Annotated in this window: 15 protein-coding genes and 1 pseudogene; 11 read left to right on the top strand and 5 right to left on the bottom strand. The window is 64.1% G+C overall.

Going from position 1 to position 20,474, the window contains the following annotated elements:
* Positions 1-2: 2 nt before the first annotated feature.
* The gene (locus tag HB777_09130; protein QND64053.1) at positions 3-266 is read right to left on the bottom strand and encodes a hypothetical protein; all 264 of its coding nucleotides are present in this window, start codon (positions 264-266) and stop codon (positions 3-5) included.
* Between the two features lie 176 nt (positions 267-442).
* Positions 443-2,932, bottom strand: coding sequence for a mechanosensitive ion channel family protein (locus HB777_09125; GenBank protein QND64052.1), 2,490 nt, complete (start codon positions 2,930-2,932; stop codon positions 443-445).
* A 205-nt stretch (positions 2,933-3,137) separates the two neighbouring features.
* Here HB777_09125 and HB777_09120 point away from each other — a divergent pair, with 205 nt between their 5' ends.
* The 4 genes from HB777_09120 to soxG are packed head-to-tail and all read left to right on the top strand — an operon-like array spanning position 3,138 to position 8,296.
* Positions 3,138-4,397: a sarcosine oxidase subunit beta gene (locus HB777_09120; GenBank protein ID QND64051.1), complete on the top strand. Its 1,260-nt coding sequence runs from the start codon at positions 3,138-3,140 to the stop codon at positions 4,395-4,397.
* A gap of 17 nt (positions 4,398-4,414) precedes the next feature.
* Complete coding sequence (locus HB777_09115) at positions 4,415-4,726, top strand: sarcosine oxidase subunit delta (protein QND64050.1); 312 nt, start codon at positions 4,415-4,417, stop codon at positions 4,724-4,726.
* Positions 4,723-7,716: a sarcosine oxidase subunit alpha gene (locus tag HB777_09110; GenBank protein QND64049.1), complete on the top strand. Its 2,994-nt coding sequence runs from the start codon at positions 4,723-4,725 to the stop codon at positions 7,714-7,716. Before HB777_09115 ends, HB777_09110 begins: the two co-directional genes overlap by 4 nt.
* Entirely contained in the window at positions 7,709-8,296 is a 588-nt protein-coding gene (gene soxG, locus HB777_09105) for a sarcosine oxidase subunit gamma family protein (GenBank protein ID QND64048.1), read from the top strand. The genes HB777_09110 and soxG overlap by 8 nt, the downstream gene beginning before the upstream one ends.
* 19 nt (positions 8,297-8,315) lie before the next feature.
* Here the strand turns inward: soxG and HB777_09100 are convergent, their stop codons facing one another.
* Together HB777_09100 and HB777_09095 are read right to left on the bottom strand one after the other, a co-directional pair.
* The gene (locus HB777_09100) at positions 8,316-8,726 is read right to left on the bottom strand and encodes a VOC family protein (protein ID QND64047.1); all 411 of its coding nucleotides are present in this window, start codon (positions 8,724-8,726) and stop codon (positions 8,316-8,318) included.
* Positions 8,723-9,235: a DMT family transporter gene (locus HB777_09095; protein ID QND64046.1), complete on the bottom strand. Its 513-nt coding sequence runs from the start codon at positions 9,233-9,235 to the stop codon at positions 8,723-8,725. The genes HB777_09100 and HB777_09095 overlap by 4 nt, the downstream gene beginning before the upstream one ends.
* 86 nt (positions 9,236-9,321) lie before the next feature.
* Between HB777_09095 and HB777_09090 the strand changes: the two genes are divergently transcribed.
* Together HB777_09090 and HB777_09085 are read left to right on the top strand one after the other, a co-directional pair.
* Positions 9,322-10,218, top strand: a complete 897-nt coding sequence (locus HB777_09090) for a LysR family transcriptional regulator (protein QND64045.1) — start codon at positions 9,322-9,324, stop codon at positions 10,216-10,218.
* 165 nt (positions 10,219-10,383) lie between these two features.
* Positions 10,384-11,827: pseudogene (locus HB777_09085) on the top strand (multidrug efflux MFS transporter).
* 30 nt (positions 11,828-11,857) lie between these two features.
* Here the strand turns inward: HB777_09085 and HB777_09080 are convergent.
* Positions 11,858-12,562, bottom strand: a complete 705-nt coding sequence (locus HB777_09080) for a nitroreductase (GenBank protein QND64044.1) — start codon at positions 12,560-12,562, stop codon at positions 11,858-11,860.
* A 225-nt stretch (positions 12,563-12,787) separates the two neighbouring features.
* Between HB777_09080 and HB777_09075 the strand changes: the two genes are divergently transcribed.
* Genes HB777_09075 through HB777_09055 form a run of 5 tightly spaced genes read left to right on the top strand, consistent with a single transcriptional unit; the run spans position 12,788 to position 20,328 of the window.
* On the top strand, positions 12,788-13,330 hold the full coding sequence (locus HB777_09075; protein ID QND68715.1) for a helix-turn-helix domain-containing protein: 543 nt from the start codon (positions 12,788-12,790) through the stop codon (positions 13,328-13,330).
* 21 nt (positions 13,331-13,351) lie between these two features.
* On the top strand, positions 13,352-15,805 hold the full coding sequence (locus tag HB777_09070) for an FAD-dependent oxidoreductase (GenBank protein ID QND64043.1): 2,454 nt from the start codon (positions 13,352-13,354) through the stop codon (positions 15,803-15,805).
* Positions 15,802-16,707 carry a homocysteine S-methyltransferase family protein gene (locus tag HB777_09065; protein ID QND64042.1) on the top strand — a complete coding sequence of 302 codons (906 nt, stop codon included), beginning with the start codon at positions 15,802-15,804 and terminating at the stop codon, positions 16,705-16,707. Before HB777_09070 ends, HB777_09065 begins: the two co-directional genes overlap by 4 nt.
* Entirely contained in the window at positions 16,700-17,881 is a 1,182-nt protein-coding gene (locus HB777_09060) for a pyridoxal phosphate-dependent aminotransferase (GenBank protein QND64041.1), read from the top strand. Before HB777_09065 ends, HB777_09060 begins: the two co-directional genes overlap by 8 nt.
* The gene (locus tag HB777_09055) at positions 17,878-20,328 is read left to right on the top strand and encodes an FAD-dependent oxidoreductase (protein QND64040.1); all 2,451 of its coding nucleotides are present in this window, start codon (positions 17,878-17,880) and stop codon (positions 20,326-20,328) included. Before HB777_09060 ends, HB777_09055 begins: the two co-directional genes overlap by 4 nt.
* The last annotated feature ends 146 nt before the right edge of the window (positions 20,329-20,474 follow it).

The following is a 20,474-nucleotide window of genomic DNA, read 5'->3' as shown; positions in this document are numbered from 1 at the left end:
AATTACTTGATGCGGGCGACGCCACCCGAGATTTCGACCGTTTCCGAACCGGTCAGGGCTTCGAGGTCGCCGTTCGGCAAGGTGACGAAACAGCCATTCTGGCAGAACTCAACCGTTTCGCCTCCGGCCAGCGCGAGCTCGGTCTTGCTGCCGCCCTCCGTCACGACCAGCGTGCGGGTCTCGGCGTCCTTGTTGACCGCGCTCGCGGCATGGGCCGAGCCGATGGCGGCGACCAGGGCGACGGCAGCGACGAGAGACTTCCACATGGTGCAATATCGGTGTTCCCACCGCCTCTGTTGCATTTCGCAAGGCATTTTCGCCTTTGCATGGGAGCTTATATGAGATGGAAGCTGAACCGCAACTGAATGCCGCATTCATGCCGCAATTGGCTTTCGGCGGTTTGCGAGCGGCCCGTTGGTGGGCCGGCTGAACACAATACACCCTAGTCCGGATCGGGCTTGCGCACCTTGCGCCCTGTCTTGGCGGCTCGTTTTGCTTCGGCCGCGGCTTCCACCTTGGCCTGCTCCTGCTCAGCGAAGTCGGCCTCGATCTTGTCGTCGTCGGTCGGCCAGGCCTTGGGCTTGTGGGCATCGACGACGGCGCGCGGCGTCGACGGTATCTCGATGTGCTCGTCACTAAACTTTTCGAGGACGGCAAAACGAATGTCGTTCTGCGCGATGTTGCCGTTCATCACATCGGCCAGGAACACGCGGATCTCGAATTCGAGCGCTGCCGTGCCGAAATTGGAAAACAGCACGAAGGGTTCCGGGTTCTTCAGCACCAGCGGGTGGCTGCGTGCGATCTCCAGCAGGATGGCATGGACTCGGCTGACGTCGCTGCCATAGGCGACGCCGACCTTGATGTCGACGCGGCCGAGCTTGTTGCGGTGCGTCCAGTTGCCGACGGCGTTGTTGATCAGGTTCGAATTGGGCAGGATCACCGACTGCCGCTGGAAGGTCTCGATCTCGGTGGCGCGCACGCTGATCTTCTTGACCGTTCCGCTGACATCGCCGGCGACGATCCAGTCGCCGACCTTGAATGGCCGCTCAGCCAAAAGGATCAGGCCGGAGACGAAATTGGACACGACATTCTGCAGGCCAAAACCGATGCCGAGGGAAAGAGCGCCGGCGACCAGTGCAAGACTGGATAGGTCGATGCCTGCCGCCGAGATACCGACGAGTGCCGCAAGCGCGACGCCGGCATAGCCGACCGCCAGCCGGATCGAGTTGCGCACCCCGGTATCGACCTTGCCGCGCGCCATCACCGAACCGTCGAGCCAGCCCTGGAACCAGCGCGTCAGGAAATAACCGATGACGAAGACGACGATGCCCGAAAGGATGCCGGTGACCGAAATCGTCACCGAGCCGATATTGATCCCGGTTGCGAGCTTGTAGGCCCAGGCCTCGATGTCACCGGGCTGGAAGCCCCACATCAGCAGGATCAGCGGCAGGAACACCAGCACGATCATCAGATTGATGGCGACACTGACGACAAGGCCGAGCTGGTCGAGTGCCGTGTCCTCGTAGCTGGAATTGGCCGACAGCCAGCGCCCGACAGAGGTGTTGGCGAAAGCGCCCTCCTCGCCGATCGCGCGCGCCGACAGGAAGCCGATATAGGCGGTGATCAGCGCCGTGCCGGTAACGACCACCTGCAGCGAGACGAACAAGGCAAGGCCGATATAGCCGAGCAGCGCGGCGACGATGGTGAAAACACCGAGCGCAAGCGATGTGTAGCGCAGCCATGCCGGCCACGGCCGCCAGCTTCCGTCACGCGCCTTGAACGGCCTCAGCATCGCCATCAGGATCAGGATGACGCCGACGATGATGGTTGCGCCGAAACTGCGGGCGATGGTCAGCGACAGCGGCGAACCCATCTTGTCGTTGATGATCGACAGGAAGGTGTTGACGCTGATGACCACGGCCATGGCGGTGGCCAGGCGCACCAGCCAGCGCGCCGGCCCCGTTTCGACCGGGATGAGGCGCCAGTTCGGCAGCCGCGGCGACAGCGCCGCATTGGTCAGCCGGTTGACGCAGAACACCACCCCGATGACCGTCGCCAGCGCATTGAGGAAGAGACCAATATCTCCCCGCAACACGTTGTAATAGTTGAAAAAGAAGATGGTCGAGCCGAGAAAGGCGCCAACCGCCAAGGTCGGCAGCAAGGTCGACCAGAAGGCCACCGACAGGCGGCTGAGGTAGGACGGGTCTTCATTGGTGGGGTCGGCTTCGAACACGCGCCCGAACAGGCGCCTGCCGCCGACCAGCAGCACCAAGGCAAGCCCGAGCGCCACGAAGGTCGCCGCCAGTATGGCCTGGAACTTGAACTTGAACGCAAAGCTCAGCCAGGACGACACCGCCTTGTAGAAATTGCCGAATTCGTCCCTGGCGTCCGAGAAGACCTGCGGGCTCAGTGCATCGGACAGCACGTAGCGCTTGGTCAAAAGGTTGCGGAACAGCGCGCTGCGCATGTTGCCGATCTTGTCGATCAGCCCGCTGATGCGGATCGACAGGTTCTGCGCGCTGGCGACGACCGCGTTGATCTCGGCCTTTTCCGACGCCAGCGCCTGGCGTTCGCCGGTCACGATGTCAGGCTCCTGCGGCTGGCCGGCCGCCGGCGGCGCACCCAGCATCTCGATCCGATTGTTGATATCGGTGAGGCGCGAACGAAACGCCAGCGCACTGGTGAGCGCCGCGCGAGAGAGATCCTCCAGTTGCAGGCGGATATCCACCAGCGAGGCATCGTCCTCCCCGTCCTGCTGTATTTTCTTTTCGAGATCGTCAGTCTTGGCCGTCAGGCCCTGGATGACTTTCTGCTGATCGGTGATCAGTCCGGCGGCGCCCTGGCCGAGTGCTTGCGCCATCGCGTCGAACGAAGGCGGCGCCGAAACTATAAGCGCGAGGATCAAAATGAAGCGAAGCAATCGAAAAAGCATGATTTGTTGGCGACTCACCAGCGGCAAAGGCATTCAAAGAGCCTGTCCTTGATAAAGACGGCGATATCACGGGGCAAGTCGTCGTGGCCATCGCTGGCCAATCCCATCCCAAGCGTCGGCCAGCCGAAAGGCAATGGCGCAATATTGGCTTTGCGGATGCGGCCTGCTCTATAGTCTGCCGCATCGCCCGAACCGGATGACAATGATGGCAGAGTACTCGGCCTTTTCGCTGCTCGCGAATGCGCTCAAGGGAAACAAGGACTGGAAGCCGGCCTGGCGCAAGCCGGATCCGAAGGCGTCCTATGATGTCATCATCATCGGCGGCGGCGGTCATGGGCTGGCCACCGCCTACTATCTCGCCAAGGAACACGGCATCACCAATGTCGCCGTTGTGGAAAAGGGCTGGCTCGGTTCCGGCAATGTCGGCCGCAACACCACGGCTGTGCGCTCGAACTATCTGCTGCCGGCCAACACCCGCTTCTACGAACATTCGATGAAGCTGTGGGAGAACCTGTCGCACGAGCTCAATTACAACGTCATGTTCTCGCAGCGTGGCTGCCTGAACCTGGCCCACACGCCGGCCCAGTTCGACGACTACGCCAGGCGCGGCAACGCCATGCGTCATCTCGGCGTCGACGCCGAACTGATGACGAAGGCTGAGATCAAACGTCTGATCCCGGCGCTCGATATCTCCGACAGCGCACGCTTCCCGGTGGTCGGCGGCCTGATGCAAAGGCGCGCCGGCACCGCCCGCCATGATGCGGTCGCCTGGGGCTATGCGCGCGGCGCCGACCGTCGCGGCGTCGACATCATCGAAAACTGCGAGGTCACCGGCTTCCTGCGTGACGGCGACCGCATATCAGGCGTGTCCACCTCGCGTGGCGACATCCGCGCCAAGAAGGTGGCCGTTGCGGTCGCCGGCAGCACCGGACGCGTCATGCAGCTGGCCGGCATCGAGACGATGCCGATCGAGAGCCATGTGCTGCAGGCCTTCGTCACCGAATCGCTGAAACCCTTCATCGACACTGTCGTCACCTTCGGCATGGGCCATTTCTACATGTCGCAGTCGGACAAGGGCGGCCTCATCTATGGCGGCGACATCGACGGCTACAACAGCTACGCCCAGCGCGGCAACCTGCCCATCGTCGACGAGGTGATGAGCGAGATGCTGGCGCTGTTTCCGGGTCTTGCCCGCGTGCGCATGCTGCGCTCCTGGGGCGGTGTCTGCGACATGTCGATGGACGGCTCGCCGATCATCACCACTGGTCCCCTGCCTGGCATGTATCTCAACTGCGGCTGGTGCTATGGCGGCTTCAAGGCGACGCCGGCTTCCGGCTGGTGCTTTGCCTGGACCATCGCCAAGGACCAGCCGCACGACCTCAACGCGCCCTTCACGCTCGACCGCTTCCACCGCGGCCTGGTGATCGACGACAAGGGCCAGGGTGCAAACCCGCGGCTGCATTAGGCATTAGGTAGAGTCCAATGTTGATCACTTGCCCCTATTGCGGCCCGCGCGACGTCATCGAGTTCACCTATCAAGGTGACGGCAACCGTGAGCGTCCCGACCCCGCCTCGCAGAATTTCGAGGCGTGGAATGCCTATGTCTATGACCGACTGAACCCGGCCGGCGATCACAACGAGATCTGGCAGCATTCCGGCGGTTGCCGCACGCATCTGCGGGTCGTGCGCAACACGCTGACGCATGAGATTTCCAGCGTTGCCTTCGTACGGGGCGATCATGGGCGCGGCGATCATGGCTCGGCCGCGCGCCGCAAGGCGGAGGACAAGGCATGAGCCCGCGCCGCACCGACACTGGCGGCCGCGTCGACCGGCTGAAAACCATCCGCTTCACCTTCGACGGCGCGCCCTATACCGGCCATGCCGGCGATACACTGGCATCGGCACTGCTGGCCAAGGGCGTCACGCTTTACGGACGTTCGTTCAAATACCACCGCCCGCGCGGCCTGCTCACCGCAGGCGTCGAGGAGCCCAACGCCCTGGTGACGGTGCTGAAGGGCGAGGTCCGCGAGCCCAACATTCCGGCGACCATGGTCGAGATCCATGACGGGCTGGTCGCCATCAGCCAGAACCGCTTTCCCTCGCTTGCCTGGGACATCAATGCCGTCAACCAGCTCGGCGGCAAGATCCTGTCGGCCGGCTTCTACTACAAGACCTTCATGGGACCGGTGTTCGGTCCGCTCAAAGGCACGCGCTTCTGGATGTTCTGCGAGCATTTCATCCGCCGCGCCGCCGGCCTCGGCAGTGCCGGATCGGCAAAGGACCCGGCCCGCTACGAACGCATGAACGCCTTTTGCGACGTGCTGGTGGTCGGCTCGGGCCCCGCCGGGTTGATGGCCGCCAAGGCCGCCGCCGATCAGGGCGCGCGCGTCATGCTGGCTGATCTCGAGCCGCGCTTCGGCGGATCGGCCAACTGGTCGGATGAGACGATCGATGGCGCGCCGGCCACCGATTGGGCGCGCCGCATCGTCGCCCAGCTCGAAGGCCGCGACAATGTCCGACTTCTGCCGCGCACCACGGTGTGGGGCTACTACGACAACAACACGCTTGCCGCGCTCGAACGGGTCAGCGACCACAAGGAGCAGCCCGCCAAGGGCGAACCGCGCCATCGCAATTGGGCGATCCGCGCCAAATCCGTGGTCCTGGCCACCGGTGCTTTCGAGCGGCCGCTGATCTTCCCCGGCAATGACCGGCCAGGCGTGATGCTGGCGCATGCCGCCGAGCGCTATGCCAACGAGTTCGGCGTGCTGCCGGGCGAGCGGATCGCACTGTTCACCAACAATGACAGCGCCTATCGCGCGGCCGTCGCCTTGAAGAAAGCCGGTGCCGCGGTCGTCGCCATCGCCGATGTCAGGCCGGAGCTTTCCGCCGAAATGCGCAAGCTGGCCGCGGAAGCCGAGGCCGAAATCTTCGCTGGCCATGCTGTCGTCGCCACCGAGGGCGGCAAGGCGCTGTCCGGCCTCAAGCTGCAACGCTTCGACATGACCAATGGCGCGCTCATCGGCGATGCGCGCAGCATCCATGCCGATTGCCTGCTGATGTCAGGCGGCTGGTCGCCGACCATTCATCTGGCCAGCCAGGCCGGCGCCAAGGCGGAATGGAATGCCGCGCGGCAAGCCTTCCTGCCGCCAAAGCCGACACAGAGCTGGATCGGCGCCGGCGCCTTCACCGGCAGTTTTTCCACCACCGAAGCCTTCGCCGAAGGCCGCGCCGCCGGCATTGCCGCGGCCGGTGGACAGAGCACGCCTTCTGTATTGCCGATGGTAGAATCCGTACCCGGCGATCCCGATCCCGCCCCGGTGTTCGAGATCAGGGCCAAGGGCAAGAGTTTTGTCGATTTCCAGCACGACGTCACGGCCGAGGACGTGCGGCTGGCGCACCGCGAAGGCTTCGTCTCGGTCGAGCATCTGAAGCGCTACACCACGCTCGGCATGGCGACCGACCAGGGCAAGAGCTCCAACGTGCCTGGCCTTGCCATCATGGCCGAAGCGCTGGGCAAGCCGATCCCCGAGGTTGGCACGACGCGCTTCCGGCCGCCCTTTGCGCCGGTGTCGATCGGCTCGCTGGCGGCGGAACGCTTCGGCGACCTGAAGCCCGAGCGGCTGACGCCGATGCATGACTGGCACCTCGCCAATGGCGCGACGATGTACTCCGCTGGCCTCTGGTATCGGCCGATGATCTATGGCCATGCGGGCGAGACGGTCGAGCAGGCCTATGTGCGCGAAGCCAAGGCGACGCGCGAAAGCGCCGGCATCGTCGATGTCTCGACGCTGGGCAAGATTGCCGTGCAAGGCCCTGATGCGGCCGTCTTCCTCGACCGCGTCTACACCAACATGTTTTCGACGCTGGCCGTCGGCAAGGCCCGCTACGGTCTGATGCTGCGCGAGGATGGCCTCGCCTTTGACGACGGCACCACATGGCGGCTCGGCGAGCAGGATTTCCTGATGACCACCACCACGGCCAACGCCGGCAAGGTGATGCAGCATCTGGAATATTTCCTCGACGTCATCTGGCCGGAGCTGAAGGTCCACGTCACCTCGGTGACAGACGAATGGGCAGGTGCCGCGATCGGCGGGCCAAGGGCCAGGCAAATCCTCGCCACCTGTGTCACCGGCACATCGGTCGACAATGCCACCCTGCCCTTCATGGGCATCGTGCGCGGCGAGATAGCAGGCGTTCCGGTGATGATCTGCCGGCTCTCCTTCTCTGGTGAAATGGCCTTCGAGGTCTATTCCGGCGCCGGCCACGGCAGCCATGTCTGGGAAGCACTTGTCGAGGCAGGCAAGCCGTTCGGGCTGGTCAGCTACGGGCTCGAGGCGCTGGGCACGATGCGCATCGAAAAGGGCCATGTCACCGGCGCCGAGATCGACGGCCGCACCACCGCGCGCGACCTGCATCTCGACTGGATGCTGTCCAAGAAGAAGCCGTTCATCGGCTCGGCGATGATGGACCGCGAAGGCCTGATCGCGTCCGACCGGCTGGAACTGGTCGGCCTGATCGCCCTCGACAACCGGCCGCTCAACGGCGGCGCGCACATCGTAGAAGAGGTCGACGAAGCCAATCCGCACGGCTCGATCGGTCACATCACCGCCTGCTGCTATTCGCCGGCGCTCGGCAAGCACATCGCGCTGGCGCTGGTCAAGGGCGGCAAGGCACGGCAGGGCACACGCGCCCATGTCTCCGATCCGTTGCGCAACCGGTTCGGACCGGTCGAGATCGTCTCCAACCACTTCTACGACCCGGACGGGAGCCGCATGCATGGTTGAGCGCCAATCACCGCTTGAACCGGAATTTCACATCGGCTCGCACGGCAATTTCGAGCATGGCGTCGAGATCATCCTGACCGAGACACGGCCGGGCTCGATCGTGCAGCTCGCCGCCTGGCCGGGCGAAGAGAAGAAGCTGATATCAGCCATCCGCACCGTCGCCGGGCTTGCTCTGCCCGATGGCGCCGGCGGTGGCCTGAGCGACGGCGTGAAGTCGGTGTTCGGCTTCGCGCCAGGAAAATTCACCGTCGCCGACGAGGCCGAAGGTCTGGCCACGGCCTTTGCCAAGGTGGTGACCCCGGCCATCGGCACGGTCACCGACCTGTCGCATGGCCGCACCGCCATCCGCATTGCCGGGCCGAAGGCCGAATGGGTGCTGGCGAAATTCTTCGCCATCGACTTTTCGCTGCCGGCCTTTCCCGTCGGGGCTGGCCGCTCGACCACCCATCACGACGTCTTCGCCCAGATCCAGCGCACCGGCGCCGACCAATTCGACATCTATGTCTTCCGCTCGTTCGCGCGCTCGTTCTGGAAGACGCTCTGCCACGCCAGCGAGGAAGTCGGCTACGAGGTGCAATAGGACCCGCCCTGTCGACCAGCTAGGCCTGCTGCGCGACGGCGTGCCAATCGGCGTTCTGCAACACGACGCGATAGCCGTCGCAATCCTCGAAGGTGACCCCTTGCCTGTCCCAGTAGGGATTGAAGGACGGCACGGTGGCATAGCCGTGATCCTTCATGCGCTGCACGGCGGCTTCCCAGGCGTCACGATCCGGCATGTAGAAGACGACCAGATTGTCCGCTGTCGGCGCCCTGCCGGCGTCGTGGCCATGGGCGTGGGTGAATTCGAAATGATAGACGTCACCGGGCTGCCCGAGCATGACGCCGTCGAAGCCGTCATGGCCGCTGAAGCGAAACAGCTCCTGGAAACCAAGACCATCCCGATAGAAGCGGATGACCGCGGCAAGATCGTTCGTCGGCCGCGCCACGCGCAGGACGAGATGAGGTGTCATTGGGCGTCTCCTTTTTGGGTTGGATGCGAACCGGGCTGGGCTGCCTGCGGGGCAATCGTGCTTGCCCATTGCGTTACGACGAGCCCGGCTATGATGAACGCAAGTCCGGCGAAGCGGGCAATATTCACCGGCCGATGGGCAAAGCTCATCAAGGCGAAATGATCGATGACCAGCGAGGCGACCATCTGGCCGGCAATAACGGCAACGATGAAGCTCGCGGCACCGAGTCTCGGCGCCAGCAGCAGTGCGGCGGTGATGTAGACCACGCCTGCCGCGCCGCCGATCCAGATCCACCACGGACCTTTGAGCGCCATCCCGACGGAAGGAACCGGCAGCCTGAAGGCTATCATGACCGGGACGATCAGCACGACGCTGACACCCAGCGAGACGAAGGTCGCCCACAGCGGATGGCCAAGCAGGCGGCCAAGCATGGCGTTCGCCCCTGCCTGGAAGGGCACGGCGGCCCCCGCCAGCAAGGCGGCGACCAGAAAGGAAAAGGCGCTGGGCATGCGATTGTCTCCATATCGATCATGCCGAGATAGACCATCACGTTTACATATGGAAATTCGATCATCTCACACATACTATGCATGAGATGAATAGTCTCGCTGGTATCGATCTCAACCTCCTCGTCGTGCTGGAGGCCTTGCTTGCCGAACGCCACGTCTCGCGGGCGGCAATACGCTTGAACAAGAGCCAGCCAGCCGTCAGCCATGCGCTCGCCAGGTTGCGCCACCTTCTCGATGACCCGCTGCTGGTCAGGCGGGCGGGTGGCCTCGAGCCGACGGCACGCGCCATGGAAATCGCGCCGGCCCTGACCGAAGCGCTCGACCGCATGCGGCACCTCCTGGCACCGGCCGGCTTCGACCCGGCGACGGAGCGCCGAACGTTTCGGCTCGCCATGTCGGACTATGGCGCCGCCGTCATCCTGCCGGCCCTGCTGCCGCTCCTGCGGGCGCGGGCGCCGCATGTCGACCTCGTGGTCAGCCAGGCGAGCCGCGAGGTGATGGCTTCGCAAATCGTCGACGGCGAGAGCGATCTTGCCTTCGGCGTCTTTCCAGACCTCGATCGATCCGTGCGCTCGCATCGGCTGTTCGACGAGCACTTTGCCTGTCTCGCCGATGCGGCAAGCCTTGGCGCCGAGAAGGCGATGGATCTGGCGACCTATCTGGGCCGGCCGCACGCGCTGGTCGATTTGCGGCCCGAGCGTCAGAGCGAAGTCGACAAGGCTTTGGCCGAACTGGGCCACAAGCGGCGGCTCTGCCTCGTCATCCCGCATTGGGGCGTGGCGCCGCGCCTGATCGCCGGCACCGACCTGGTGCTGACCGTTGCCAGCCGGATACTGCCGGCGCCGGACAACGGGCTTTGCGTGTTCGCCCCTCCCTTCGAGATTCCGGCCTTTGAGTTCACGCAGATCTGGCACAAGCGGCGGGACGGTGACCCGGCACACCAATGGCTGCGATCGCAGCTTCAGCATCTGCTTGACGGTTGAATGGTCGGGCGGCGCACAATGTGTTCTGGCATCAACGCCAGCCGGCTCTGCCGCTAGAGAATCGCGCCGCGGACGCCCATGGTGGGGAAACGTGGCCGCCCAACCGGCCCAAGGGATAGAAATCCCGTCTCACAGTCGGCACATTCGTTTGGTTCGAACATCTCCATGACCGCAGAACTATCCGCCGGCGCCACGGATCGCGCCGATGTGCCGGCCAGAGCCTTGCTCCTGCTGCCGCTCACGGTCGCCTGCGGCGTGTTCATGACCAGCCTCGACCAGAATGTCGTGGTGACGGCGCTGCCCGGCATCAGCGAAAGCCTCGGCCGTCCGCCCAGCCAACTCGGCCTGCTCATCACCGTCTATGTCGCCAGCCTGATCATCTCGATGCCGCTTGGCGGCTGGGCCGCCGACCGCTTCGGCCTGCGCAACGTCTACTGCTTTGCCTTGCTGGTGTTCGCCGCCTCGTCGGCGCTCTGCGGACTGTCTGATAACATCTGGATGTTGGTCGGCGCGCGTGCGCTGCAAGGCTTCGGCGGCGCCTTGATGGGCACGCTCGGCCAGGTCGTCATCCTGTCGACCTTTCCGCGCAGCCGCACGCTCAAGATCAACATGTATGTCTCGCTGGCCGGCCAGTCCGGACCGCTGGTCGGCCCGCTCGTCGGCGGCGCGCTGACCACCTACATTTCCTGGCGCTGGATCTTCTTCATCAACGTGCCGTTCGCGCTGGCGGCGGCAATTCTTGCCGCCTCGCTGTTTCCGACGATGACCAAGCCGGTGCGCACGCCGTTCGACTTTCCGGGCTTTCTGCTGGTTGGCAGCGGCATGGTGCTGCTGGTCTTCGGTATGGATTCTGCTTGCCGCCAAAGACGCTGCCGGCGGTATCATCGCCGGCGAACTGGCGCTGGCGCTCGTCATCCTGACCATCGCCTCGTTCTACTGCCTGCGCGTGCGCAATCCGCTGCTCGATCTCAAGCTCTTGCGCATCCGCACCTTCCGCATTTCGTTCCTGACGGGTGGCGGGCTGGACACGATCGGCCTCAGCTCCGTCGTCTTCCTGTTGCCGCTGATGTTCCAGCTCGGCTTCGGCATGAGCGCGGTGCAGGCGGGATCGCTGACCTTCGTCGCCGCGGTCGGTTCGGTGGCGATGCGCTTCTTCATGCCGCGCGTCCTTAACCGCTTCGGCTTCCGCCGCGTTCTGGTGTTCAACACGCCGATCGTCGCCGCCATGGTCGCCGGCTTCGCCCTGATGCAGGCGACCACGCCCGTGTGGATCGTTCTTGCCTACATCTTCGTCTTCGGCGTCTTCCGCTCCGCGCAATGGGCCTCGACCGGCAACCTCGCCTATTCCGACATCGCGCCCGAGCAGCTCGCCCGCTTCAGCGCGCTTTACTACATTCTGTGGCAGCTGGCGGTGGCGATCAGCGTCGGCCTCGCCGCCGCGGCGCTGTCGTTTCTGGCCGGAGGCGGGCCAGCCGTCGCCGACGACTTCCGCATCCTGTTCGTGATCGAGGGCGTCATCACGCTCTGCGCATTGCTCGCCTATCTCAAACTGACGCCGCAGGACGGCGCCCATGTCAGCGGCCACGGCGCCCAGATGAATACCGAATAGTGCATGTCGGCCGACTGGCCAGAGCAGCCGCTATTCGCTGAACGTCACCCACTCTTCCAGTGGCACGCGGTCGGTGCGGAAGGTGTTTTCCGGTTTTGACGTGTCTTCATGGCCAAGCGCCATACCGCAGACGACGATCTCTTCGTCGGGAATGTCGAGCACCGGCCTGATCTGCCGGTGATAAGGCGCGAAGGCCGCTTGCGGACAGGTGTGCAGACCCCTGCCTCTAGCTGCGACCATGATGTTCTGCAGGAACATGCCGTAGTCGATCCATGAGCCCTGGTTGAGCCGGCGGTCGATGGTGAAGATCATGCCGATCGGCGCGTCGAAGAAGACGAAGTTGCGGTCGTGCTGGGCGCGCATCTTGTCGACCTCGCGGCGACCGATGCCGAGCGCGCCATAAAGGCCGAAGCCGTTGGCGCGGCGGCGGGTCAGATAAGGCTCGAAGAACTGCGTGGGATAGTAGCGATACTCGTCCCAGTCGGCTTTTTCGGCGCGAATGCCGGAATTGAGAATGGCGTCTGATATCCGCTGCTTGGTCTCGCCCTTGGTGACGTAGACCTTCCACGGCTGCATGTTAGTTCCCGATGGAGCGCGCGCCGCGACCGCCAGAATGGCGCGGATCGTATCGTCGTCGATCATGTCGGGTAGAAATGCGCGCACCGAGCGGCGCGACAGGATCGCCTCGTCGACAATCTCGGCATCGCCCGCAATTCGGGTGTTGTTTTTCAGCATGGGCCGTCCCTTAACCCTCGTCTCGACCAGACGTCCCCACTCGCCGTTCGTGCCCGAGCCTTTGCATGAACCGCCAAAATCGCGCAAGCAAATCTTGTGCATCCGTGAAAATCCACTTGATTTTTTCATGAGCTTCATTTCTCATGAAATTTGACCGGATTTTTTCATGAAGTGAGCGTTTTGGCTTCGCCTACAGCAAGAACATTGCAGGGACCTGACGAACGCGTGCTGGCCGGCGATATCAGGGCCTTGCGCAGGGGGCGCGGGCTGACGCTCGCCGAGATCGGCCTGAAGCTTGGCCGTTCGGTCGGCTGGGTCAGCCAGGTCGAGCGTGGCCTGTCGACGCCGTCGCTCAGTGATCTCAGAGCATTTGCCGAACTGTTCGGCGTGCCGATCAGCCTGTTCTTCAGCCATGACGTGCCTGTCGAAAGCGAGCGCGGCGTGGTTGTGCGTGCCGGCCGGCGCCGCACGCTTGGCACAAGCGAATCCGGCCTGGTGGAGGAGCTTCTGTCGCCCGATCTCGGCGGTAGCTTCGAGATGGTACGTTCGGTCTTCGCGCCGGGCGCCGAACTGAAGATCGAGGCGCAGCGGCCCACCGAGGAAGCCGGATACGTCGCGTCCGGACTGTTCGACATCGAGATAGCAGGCATCTGGCATCGGCTTGGCGAAGGCGACTCCTTTCGCTTCGAAGGCAAGCCCTACCGCTGGCGCAATCCGGGTGCGGAGCCGGCAATTGTCATCTGGGTGGTTTCGCCGCCGGTTTACTAAGTCAGGATTTGGGAGAAGAACATGGCGGGTTTGCCGAGCACGGCGCGCGTGGTGATCATCGGAGGCGGCGCCGTCGGCACCTCCTCGCTCTATCATCTCGCCAAGGCGGGTTGGACCGACTGCGTGCTGCTCGAAAAGAACGAGCTGACCTCCGGCTCGACCTGGCATGCCGCCGGCAACGTGCCGACCTTCTCTTCGTCCTGGTCGCTGATGAACATGCAGCGCTATTCGACCGAGCTTTATCGCGGGCTGGCCGACGCGGTCGACTATCCCATGAACTATCACGTCACCGGCTCGCTGCGCCTTGCTCATACGAAAGAGCGCATGCAGGAATTCCAGCGCGCCAAGGGCATGGGCCGCTACCAGGGCATGGACATCGACATTGTCGGCGTCGACGAGATCCAGCGCCGCTATCCTTTCATCGAGACGCACGACCTGAAAGGCGCGCTCTACGATCCGAGTGACGGCGACATCGACCCGGCGCAGCTCACCCAGGCGCTGGCCAAGGGCGCGCGCGACATGGGCGCGAAGATCATCCGCTTCTGCCCGGTCACAGGCGTGCGCCGTGAGAACGACGAATGGGTGGTCGAGACGGCACAAGGCGAGATCCGCTGCGAGATCGTCGTCAATGCCGCCGGCTACCGCGCCGCCGAAGTCGGCCGGATGTTCGGCCGCGACGTGCCGATGATGGTGATGAGCCACCAGTACATCCTGTTCGAGGAGATCCCCGAACTGGCGGCATGGTCGAAAGAACAGGGCAAAAAGCTGCCGCTGCTGCGCGACGTCGATACCTCCTACTACCTGCGCCAGGAAAAGAACGGCATGAATCTCGGCCCCTATGAGCGCAATTGCCGTGCGCACTGGGCGACCCACAACGATCCGATGCCGGAGGATTTTTCCTTCCAACTGTTCCCCGACGATCTCGACCGGCTGGAACATTACCTGGCCGACGCCGTCGCCCGCGTGCCGATCCTTGGCACCGCCGGCCTGTCCAAGGTCATCAACGGGCCGATCCCCTACACGCCGGACGGCAATCCGCTGATCGGGCCGATGCCCGGCGTTCCCAACGCTTTCGAGGCCTGCGTCTTCACCTTCGGCATCGCCCAGGGCGGCGGCGCCGGCAAGGTGCTGGCCGAATGGGTGACCGAGGGCCAGACCGAATGGGACATGTGGTCGTGCGATCCGCGCCGCTTCACGTCCTTTGCCTCGGCGCCGGACTATTGCGTCGCCAAGGGCATGGAGATCTACGGCAACGAATACGCCATCCAGTTTCCGCGCCATGCCTGGCCGGAAGGCCGCGACCGTAAGCTGTCGCCGATCCATGATCGCATCAAGGCGCTCGGCGGCCGCTTCGATGCCTACAATGGCTGGGAGCGCGCCACCTGGTATGCGCAGGACGGCGATGATGTTTCGGAGGAAGCGACACTGACCTTCCGCCGCGAAGGACCGTGGCACCATCGGGTGCGTGAAGAATGCCTGGCCGTGCGTGACGCCGCCGGCATTTTGGACCTGCCGGGCTTCTCCCGCTTCAACCTGGAAGGCCCGGGTGCCGCCGAATGGCTCAGCCTGCAGGTCACCGGGCTGGTGCCGAAGCCAGGCCGCATCGGCCTCGTCTATTTCGCCGACGACAAGGGCCGCATCGTGACTGAAATGTCCGTCGTGCGCCACGACGAGAACGTGATGACGCTGATCACCGCGGCGGTCGCGCAATGGCATGATTTCGAGTGGTTGAAGTCGCGCATGCCCAAGGACGCGCCGTTCAGGCTGATCGACCGGACAGAGGAATTCTCGACCCAGATCCTGGCTGGCCCCAACTCGCGAAAAATCCTCGCCGATGTCTGCGAAGCCGACCTCACTTTGCCATGGTTGACGCATCAGGAGACAAAGATCGCCGGTCGCTGGGCGAAGCTTGTGCGCGTCTCCTTCGCCGGCGAACTCGGCTGGGAAATCCACACAAGGGTGGACGACACCGCTGCTATCTTCGATGCCATCTGCGCGGCAGGCCAGCAGCACGGGCTGAAGCCGTTCGGCATGTATGCGCTGGATTCGCTGCGGCTCGAAAAAGGCTACCGCACCTGGAAGGGTGACCTGTCGACCGACTATTCGATCCTGCAAGGCGGGTTCGAACGCTTCGTCAAATGGGACAAGCCCGATTTCCGTGGCAAGGCGGCGTTGCTGAACGAAAAGCAGCAAGGCGTGAAGAAGCGCTTCGTCACGCTGGTCGTCGAGAACCCCGGCGATTGTGACGCCCCTTCGGTGTCGACGCTGTGGCATGACGGCAAGATCGTCGGCGAGACGACGTCGGGCGGCTGGGGCCATCGCATCGACAAATCGATCGCGCTCGGCATGCTGCGCGCCGACCTGGCCGAGCCGGGCACTGCAATCGAAGTCGAAATCTTCGGTGACCGTTTTCAGGCGATCGTGCAGAAGGACGAGCCACTGTGGGATCCGAGGAACGAAAGGCTGCGCGCATGAAGAAAGTCATCCTCACCGATGGCGGCATGGGCCAGGAACTGGTCCGCCGCAGCCAATCCGAGCCGACGCCGCTATGGTCGGCCAGGGTGCTGATCGACGAGCCGGATCTGGTGCGTGACCTGCACGCGGAATTCATCCGTGCCGGCGCCCGTGTCATCACCATCAACACCTATTCGGCGACACCCGAACGCCTGGCGCGCGAGGGCGCGGAAGACCTCTTCAAGCCGTTGCAGAAACGCGGCATCGAATTGGCCAGGCAGGCTCGCGACGAGGCCGGTGAGGCAACCATCGCCGGCTGCCTGTCGCCGCTGTTCGGCAGCTATGCGCCGGCACTGACCATTTCATATCAGGATACGCTCGACATCTACCGCCGCATCGTTGCCGAGCAGGCGGATGGCGTCGACCTGTTCCTGTGCGAAACCATGGCGTCCACCGAGGAGGCACGCGCGGCAGTCACCGCGGCATCGGAAAGCGGCAAGCCGGTATGGGTCTCGTGGACGCTGGCCGACCACGGCAAGCCGCGACTGCGCAGTGGCGAGACGATAGAAGCAGCGGCAAGCGCGCTTGACGACCTGAGCGTCGCGGCGCGGCTGCTCAACTGCTGCCGGCCCGAAGCGATCGCCGCGGCCTTGCCTGAACTGATCGAACTCGGCGGCCCGGTCGGCGCCTATGCCAATGGCTTCACCTCCACCGAAGCGCTCAAGCATGGCGGCACCGTCGATGTGCTGCATGCCCGTCACGACCTTGGTCCGGACGCCTATGCCGACCAGGCGATCGGCTGGGTCGAGGCCGGCGCTGACATTGTCGGCGGCTGCTGTGAAGTCGGACCGCCGCATATCGCTGCTCTGCGCGACCGGCTCGAACAAGCCGGCTACGAAATTTCGGGAGTTTTGCATGCCTAGACCATCATCGCGCATTTCCGGCATCGTGCCCTCCGGCAAGGACGGCTGGGAAGTCCATTCGGCTGCCTGGGCCCGCAAGGAGGCCGGCGAGGACATCATCATGCTGTCGGTCGGCGATCACGACTTCGACACACCTTCGCAAACGATCGAAGCGTGCGTGACCGCGGTTCGCGGCAGCAATCACCACTACACGCCGCTTTCCGGCCTGCCGCGCCTGCGCAAGGCGATGGCGGCTGCCTCGAGCGCCTGCACCGGCGTCGAGACGACGCCGGATCAAGTTATCGCCACGCCGGGCGGCCAGGCCGCCCTCTACGCGGCCGTGCAAGCAGTGCTCGACCAGGAGGACCACGCCATCGTCGTAGCGCCCTACTACGCCACCTATCCCAACACGTTCAGCGCCGCCGGCGCCAGTTTCACCGTGGTCGAGACACCGGCCGAGGACGGCTTCCAGCCGCGTGCCGAGATGATCCGCGCGGCACTCCGGCCCAACACGCGCGCCATCCTGATCAACACGCCGAACAACCCCACCGGCGCGGTCTATTCGCGAGAGCGGCTGGAGCAACTTGCCGAGATTTGCCGGGAGCATGACCTCTGGCTGCTGTCGGACGAAGTCTATTGGACGCTGGGCGGCGGCGAGCACGTCTCGCCACGCTCGCTGCCAGGGATGGCCGAGCGCACTCTGGTCATCAATTCGATGTCCAAGAGCCACGGCATGACCGGCTGGCGCATGGGCTGGCTGACAGGTCCTGAAGCGATGATCACGCTGCTCACCAATCTCAATCTGGTGACGACTTACGGCCTGCCGGCCTTCATCTCGATCGCCTGCGCCGAGGCGCTTGAGAACCGCTATGGCGTCAAGGACATCGCCGAACGCTATGCGGCGCGCCGCTCCGTGTTCCTCGATGCCGTGCGCGGTATGAACGACGTCACCGTGCGCGGTTCCGAAGGCGGCATGTATGTCATGCTCGACATATCCGCCGTCGAACCCGACGACGAGACATTCGCCTTCGCTTTCCTCGACAAGGAGAACGTCGGCGTGATGCCGGGTTCCAGCTTCGGTGAAGCCGCCGCCGGCCATATCCGCATCAGCCTCTGCCAGCCCGAACCCATGCTGCAAGAAGCAGCGCTCCGGCTGCGCCGTTTCGCTTCCAGCTACCGCCGCGAGGCCGCATGACCGCCAAAGCCATTCCCGCCAAAGCGAGGGCCGTCATCATCGGTGGCGGCGTTTCCGGCTGCTCGGTCGCCTATCATCTGGCAAAGCTCGGCTGGACCGACATCGTGCTGCTGGAGCGCAAGCAGCTGACGTCAGGCACGACATGGCATGCCGCCGGCCTGATCGGCCAGTTGCGCGGTTCGCAGAACATGACCCGGCTGGCGAAATATTCCGCCGACCTCTACGTCAAGCTGGAAGCCGAGACCGAAGTCGGCACCGGCATGCGCCAGGTCGGCTCGATCACCGTGGCGCTGACCGAGGAACGCAAGCACGAGATTTACAGGCAGGCGTCGCTCGCCCGCGCCTTCGATGTCGATGTCCGCGAGATTTCTCCCAATGAAGTCAAGCAGATGTATCCGCATCTGAATATCTCCGACGTCGTCGGCGCCGTGCATCTGCCGCTCGACGGCCAGTGCGACCCCGCCAACATCGCCATGGCGCTGGCCAAGGGCGCGCGCCAGCGCGGCGCCACCATCGTCGAGAATGTGAAGGTGACGAAAGTTCACACCAAGGCAGGCCGTGTCACCGGCGTGTCCTGGGCACAGGGCGAAGACCAAGGCACCATCGAAGCCGACATCGTCGTCAACTGCGCCGGCATGTGGGCGCGCGAACTGGGAGCGCAGAACGGCGTCACCATCCCGCTGCACGCCTGCGAGCATTTTTATCTCGTCACCGAGCCGATCCCCGGCCTCACTCGTCTGCCGGTGCTGCGCGTGCCCGACGAGTGCGCCTACTACAAGGAAGACGCCGGCAAGATGATGCTCGGCGCCTTCGAGCCGGTGGCAAAGCCATGGGGCATGGACGGCATCCGCGAGGATTTCTGCTTCGACCAACTGCCCGAGGATATGGACCACTTCGAGCCGATCCTCGAAATGGGCGTCAACCGCATGCCGATGCTGGCAACCGCCGGCATCCACACCTTCTTCAACGGGCCGGAGAGTTTTACCCCCGACGACCGCTACTATCTCGGCGAGGCGCCGGAGCTGTCCGGCTACTGGATGGCGACCGGCTACAATTCGATCGGCATCGTCTCCTCCGGCGGCGCCGGCATGGCGCTGGCGCAGTGGATCAATGACGGCGAAGCCCCGTTCGACCTCTGGGAAGTCGACATCCGCCGCGCCCAGCCATTCCAGAAGAATCGCCGCTATCTCAAAGAGCGCGTCTCCGAGACGCTCGGCCTGCTCTACGCCGACCATTTCCCCTATCGACAGATGGCAACGTCGAGGAATGTCAGGCGCTCGCCTTTGCATGAACATCTGAAAGCGCGCGGCGCCGTGTTTGGCGAGGTCGCCGGCTGGGAGCGCGCCAACTGGTTCGCCCGCGAAGGACAGGAGCGCGAGTACCGCTATTCCTGGAAACGGCAGAACTGGTTCGACAACCAGCGCGAAGAACATCTGGCGGTCAGGAACGGCGTCGGCCTGTTTGACATGACCTCTTTCGGCAAGATCCGTGTCGAGGGCCGCGACGCCTGTGCTTTCTTGCAAAAGCTCTGCGCCAACGACATGGACGTCGCGCCGGGCAAGATCGTCTACACCCAGATGCTCAACCAGCGCGGCGGCATCGAGAGCGACCTGACGGTGTCGCGGCTGTCCGAGACGGCGTTCTTTCTCGTTGTGCCGGGCGCCACGCTGCAGCGCGACTTGGCCTGGTTGCGCAGACATATCACCGACGAATTCGTCGTCGTCACCGACGTAACGGCGGCCGAAAGCGTGCTCTGCCTGATGGGACCGGACGCGCGAAAACTGATCCAGAAGGTCAGTCCGAACGATTTCTCCAACGAAACCAATCCGTTCGGCACGTTCCAGGAGATCGAAATCGGTATGGGCCTGGCCCGCGCGCATCGCGTCACCTATGTCGGCGAACTCGGCTGGGAGCTCTATGTCTCGACCGACCAGGCGGCCCATGTTTTCGAGGCAATCGACGAGGCCGGCGCGGATGTCGGCCTGAAGCTCTGCGGCCTGCACACGCTGGATTCCTGCCGCATCGAAAAGGCTTTTCGGCATTTCGGCCACGACATCACCGATGAGGACCATGTGCTGGAAGCCGGCCTTGGCTTCGCCGTGAAGACGGCCAAGGGCGACTTCATCGGCCGTGATGCCGTGCTGCGGAAGAGGGAAGCGGGGCTGAACCGCCGGCTCGTCCAGTTCCGGCTGAAGGATCCAGAGCCGCTGCTTTTCCACAACGAGGCGATCCTGCGCGACGGCAAGATCGTCGGTCCGATCACCTCGGGCAATTATGGCCATCACCTCGGCGGCGCCGTCGGGTTGGGCTATATCGAGTGCCAGGGCGAGAGCGAGGCGGACGTGCTGGGCTCATCCTATGAGATCGAGATCGCCGGTGAGCGTTTCGCGGCGGAAGCGTCGCTGAAGCCGATGTATGACCCGAAGGCCGAGCGGGTGAAGATGTAGTGCCTCTTACCCTCCCCCTTGTGGGGAGGGTCGGCTCGCAGTCGGAGCGAAGCGGAGATTGCGAGACGGGGTAGCGCCCTACGAGACCCCCACCCCGCTTCGCAAAAGCCGCCTTCGCGACTTTTGCTGCGCGACCCTCCCCACAA

This window comes from Mesorhizobium loti (assembly GCA_014189435.1).
Classification (GTDB): Bacteria; Pseudomonadota; Alphaproteobacteria; order Rhizobiales; family Rhizobiaceae; genus Mesorhizobium; species Mesorhizobium loti_G.
Note: the sequence above shows the minus strand (reverse complement) of the source record. Positions and strands in the feature narration are given on the sequence as shown.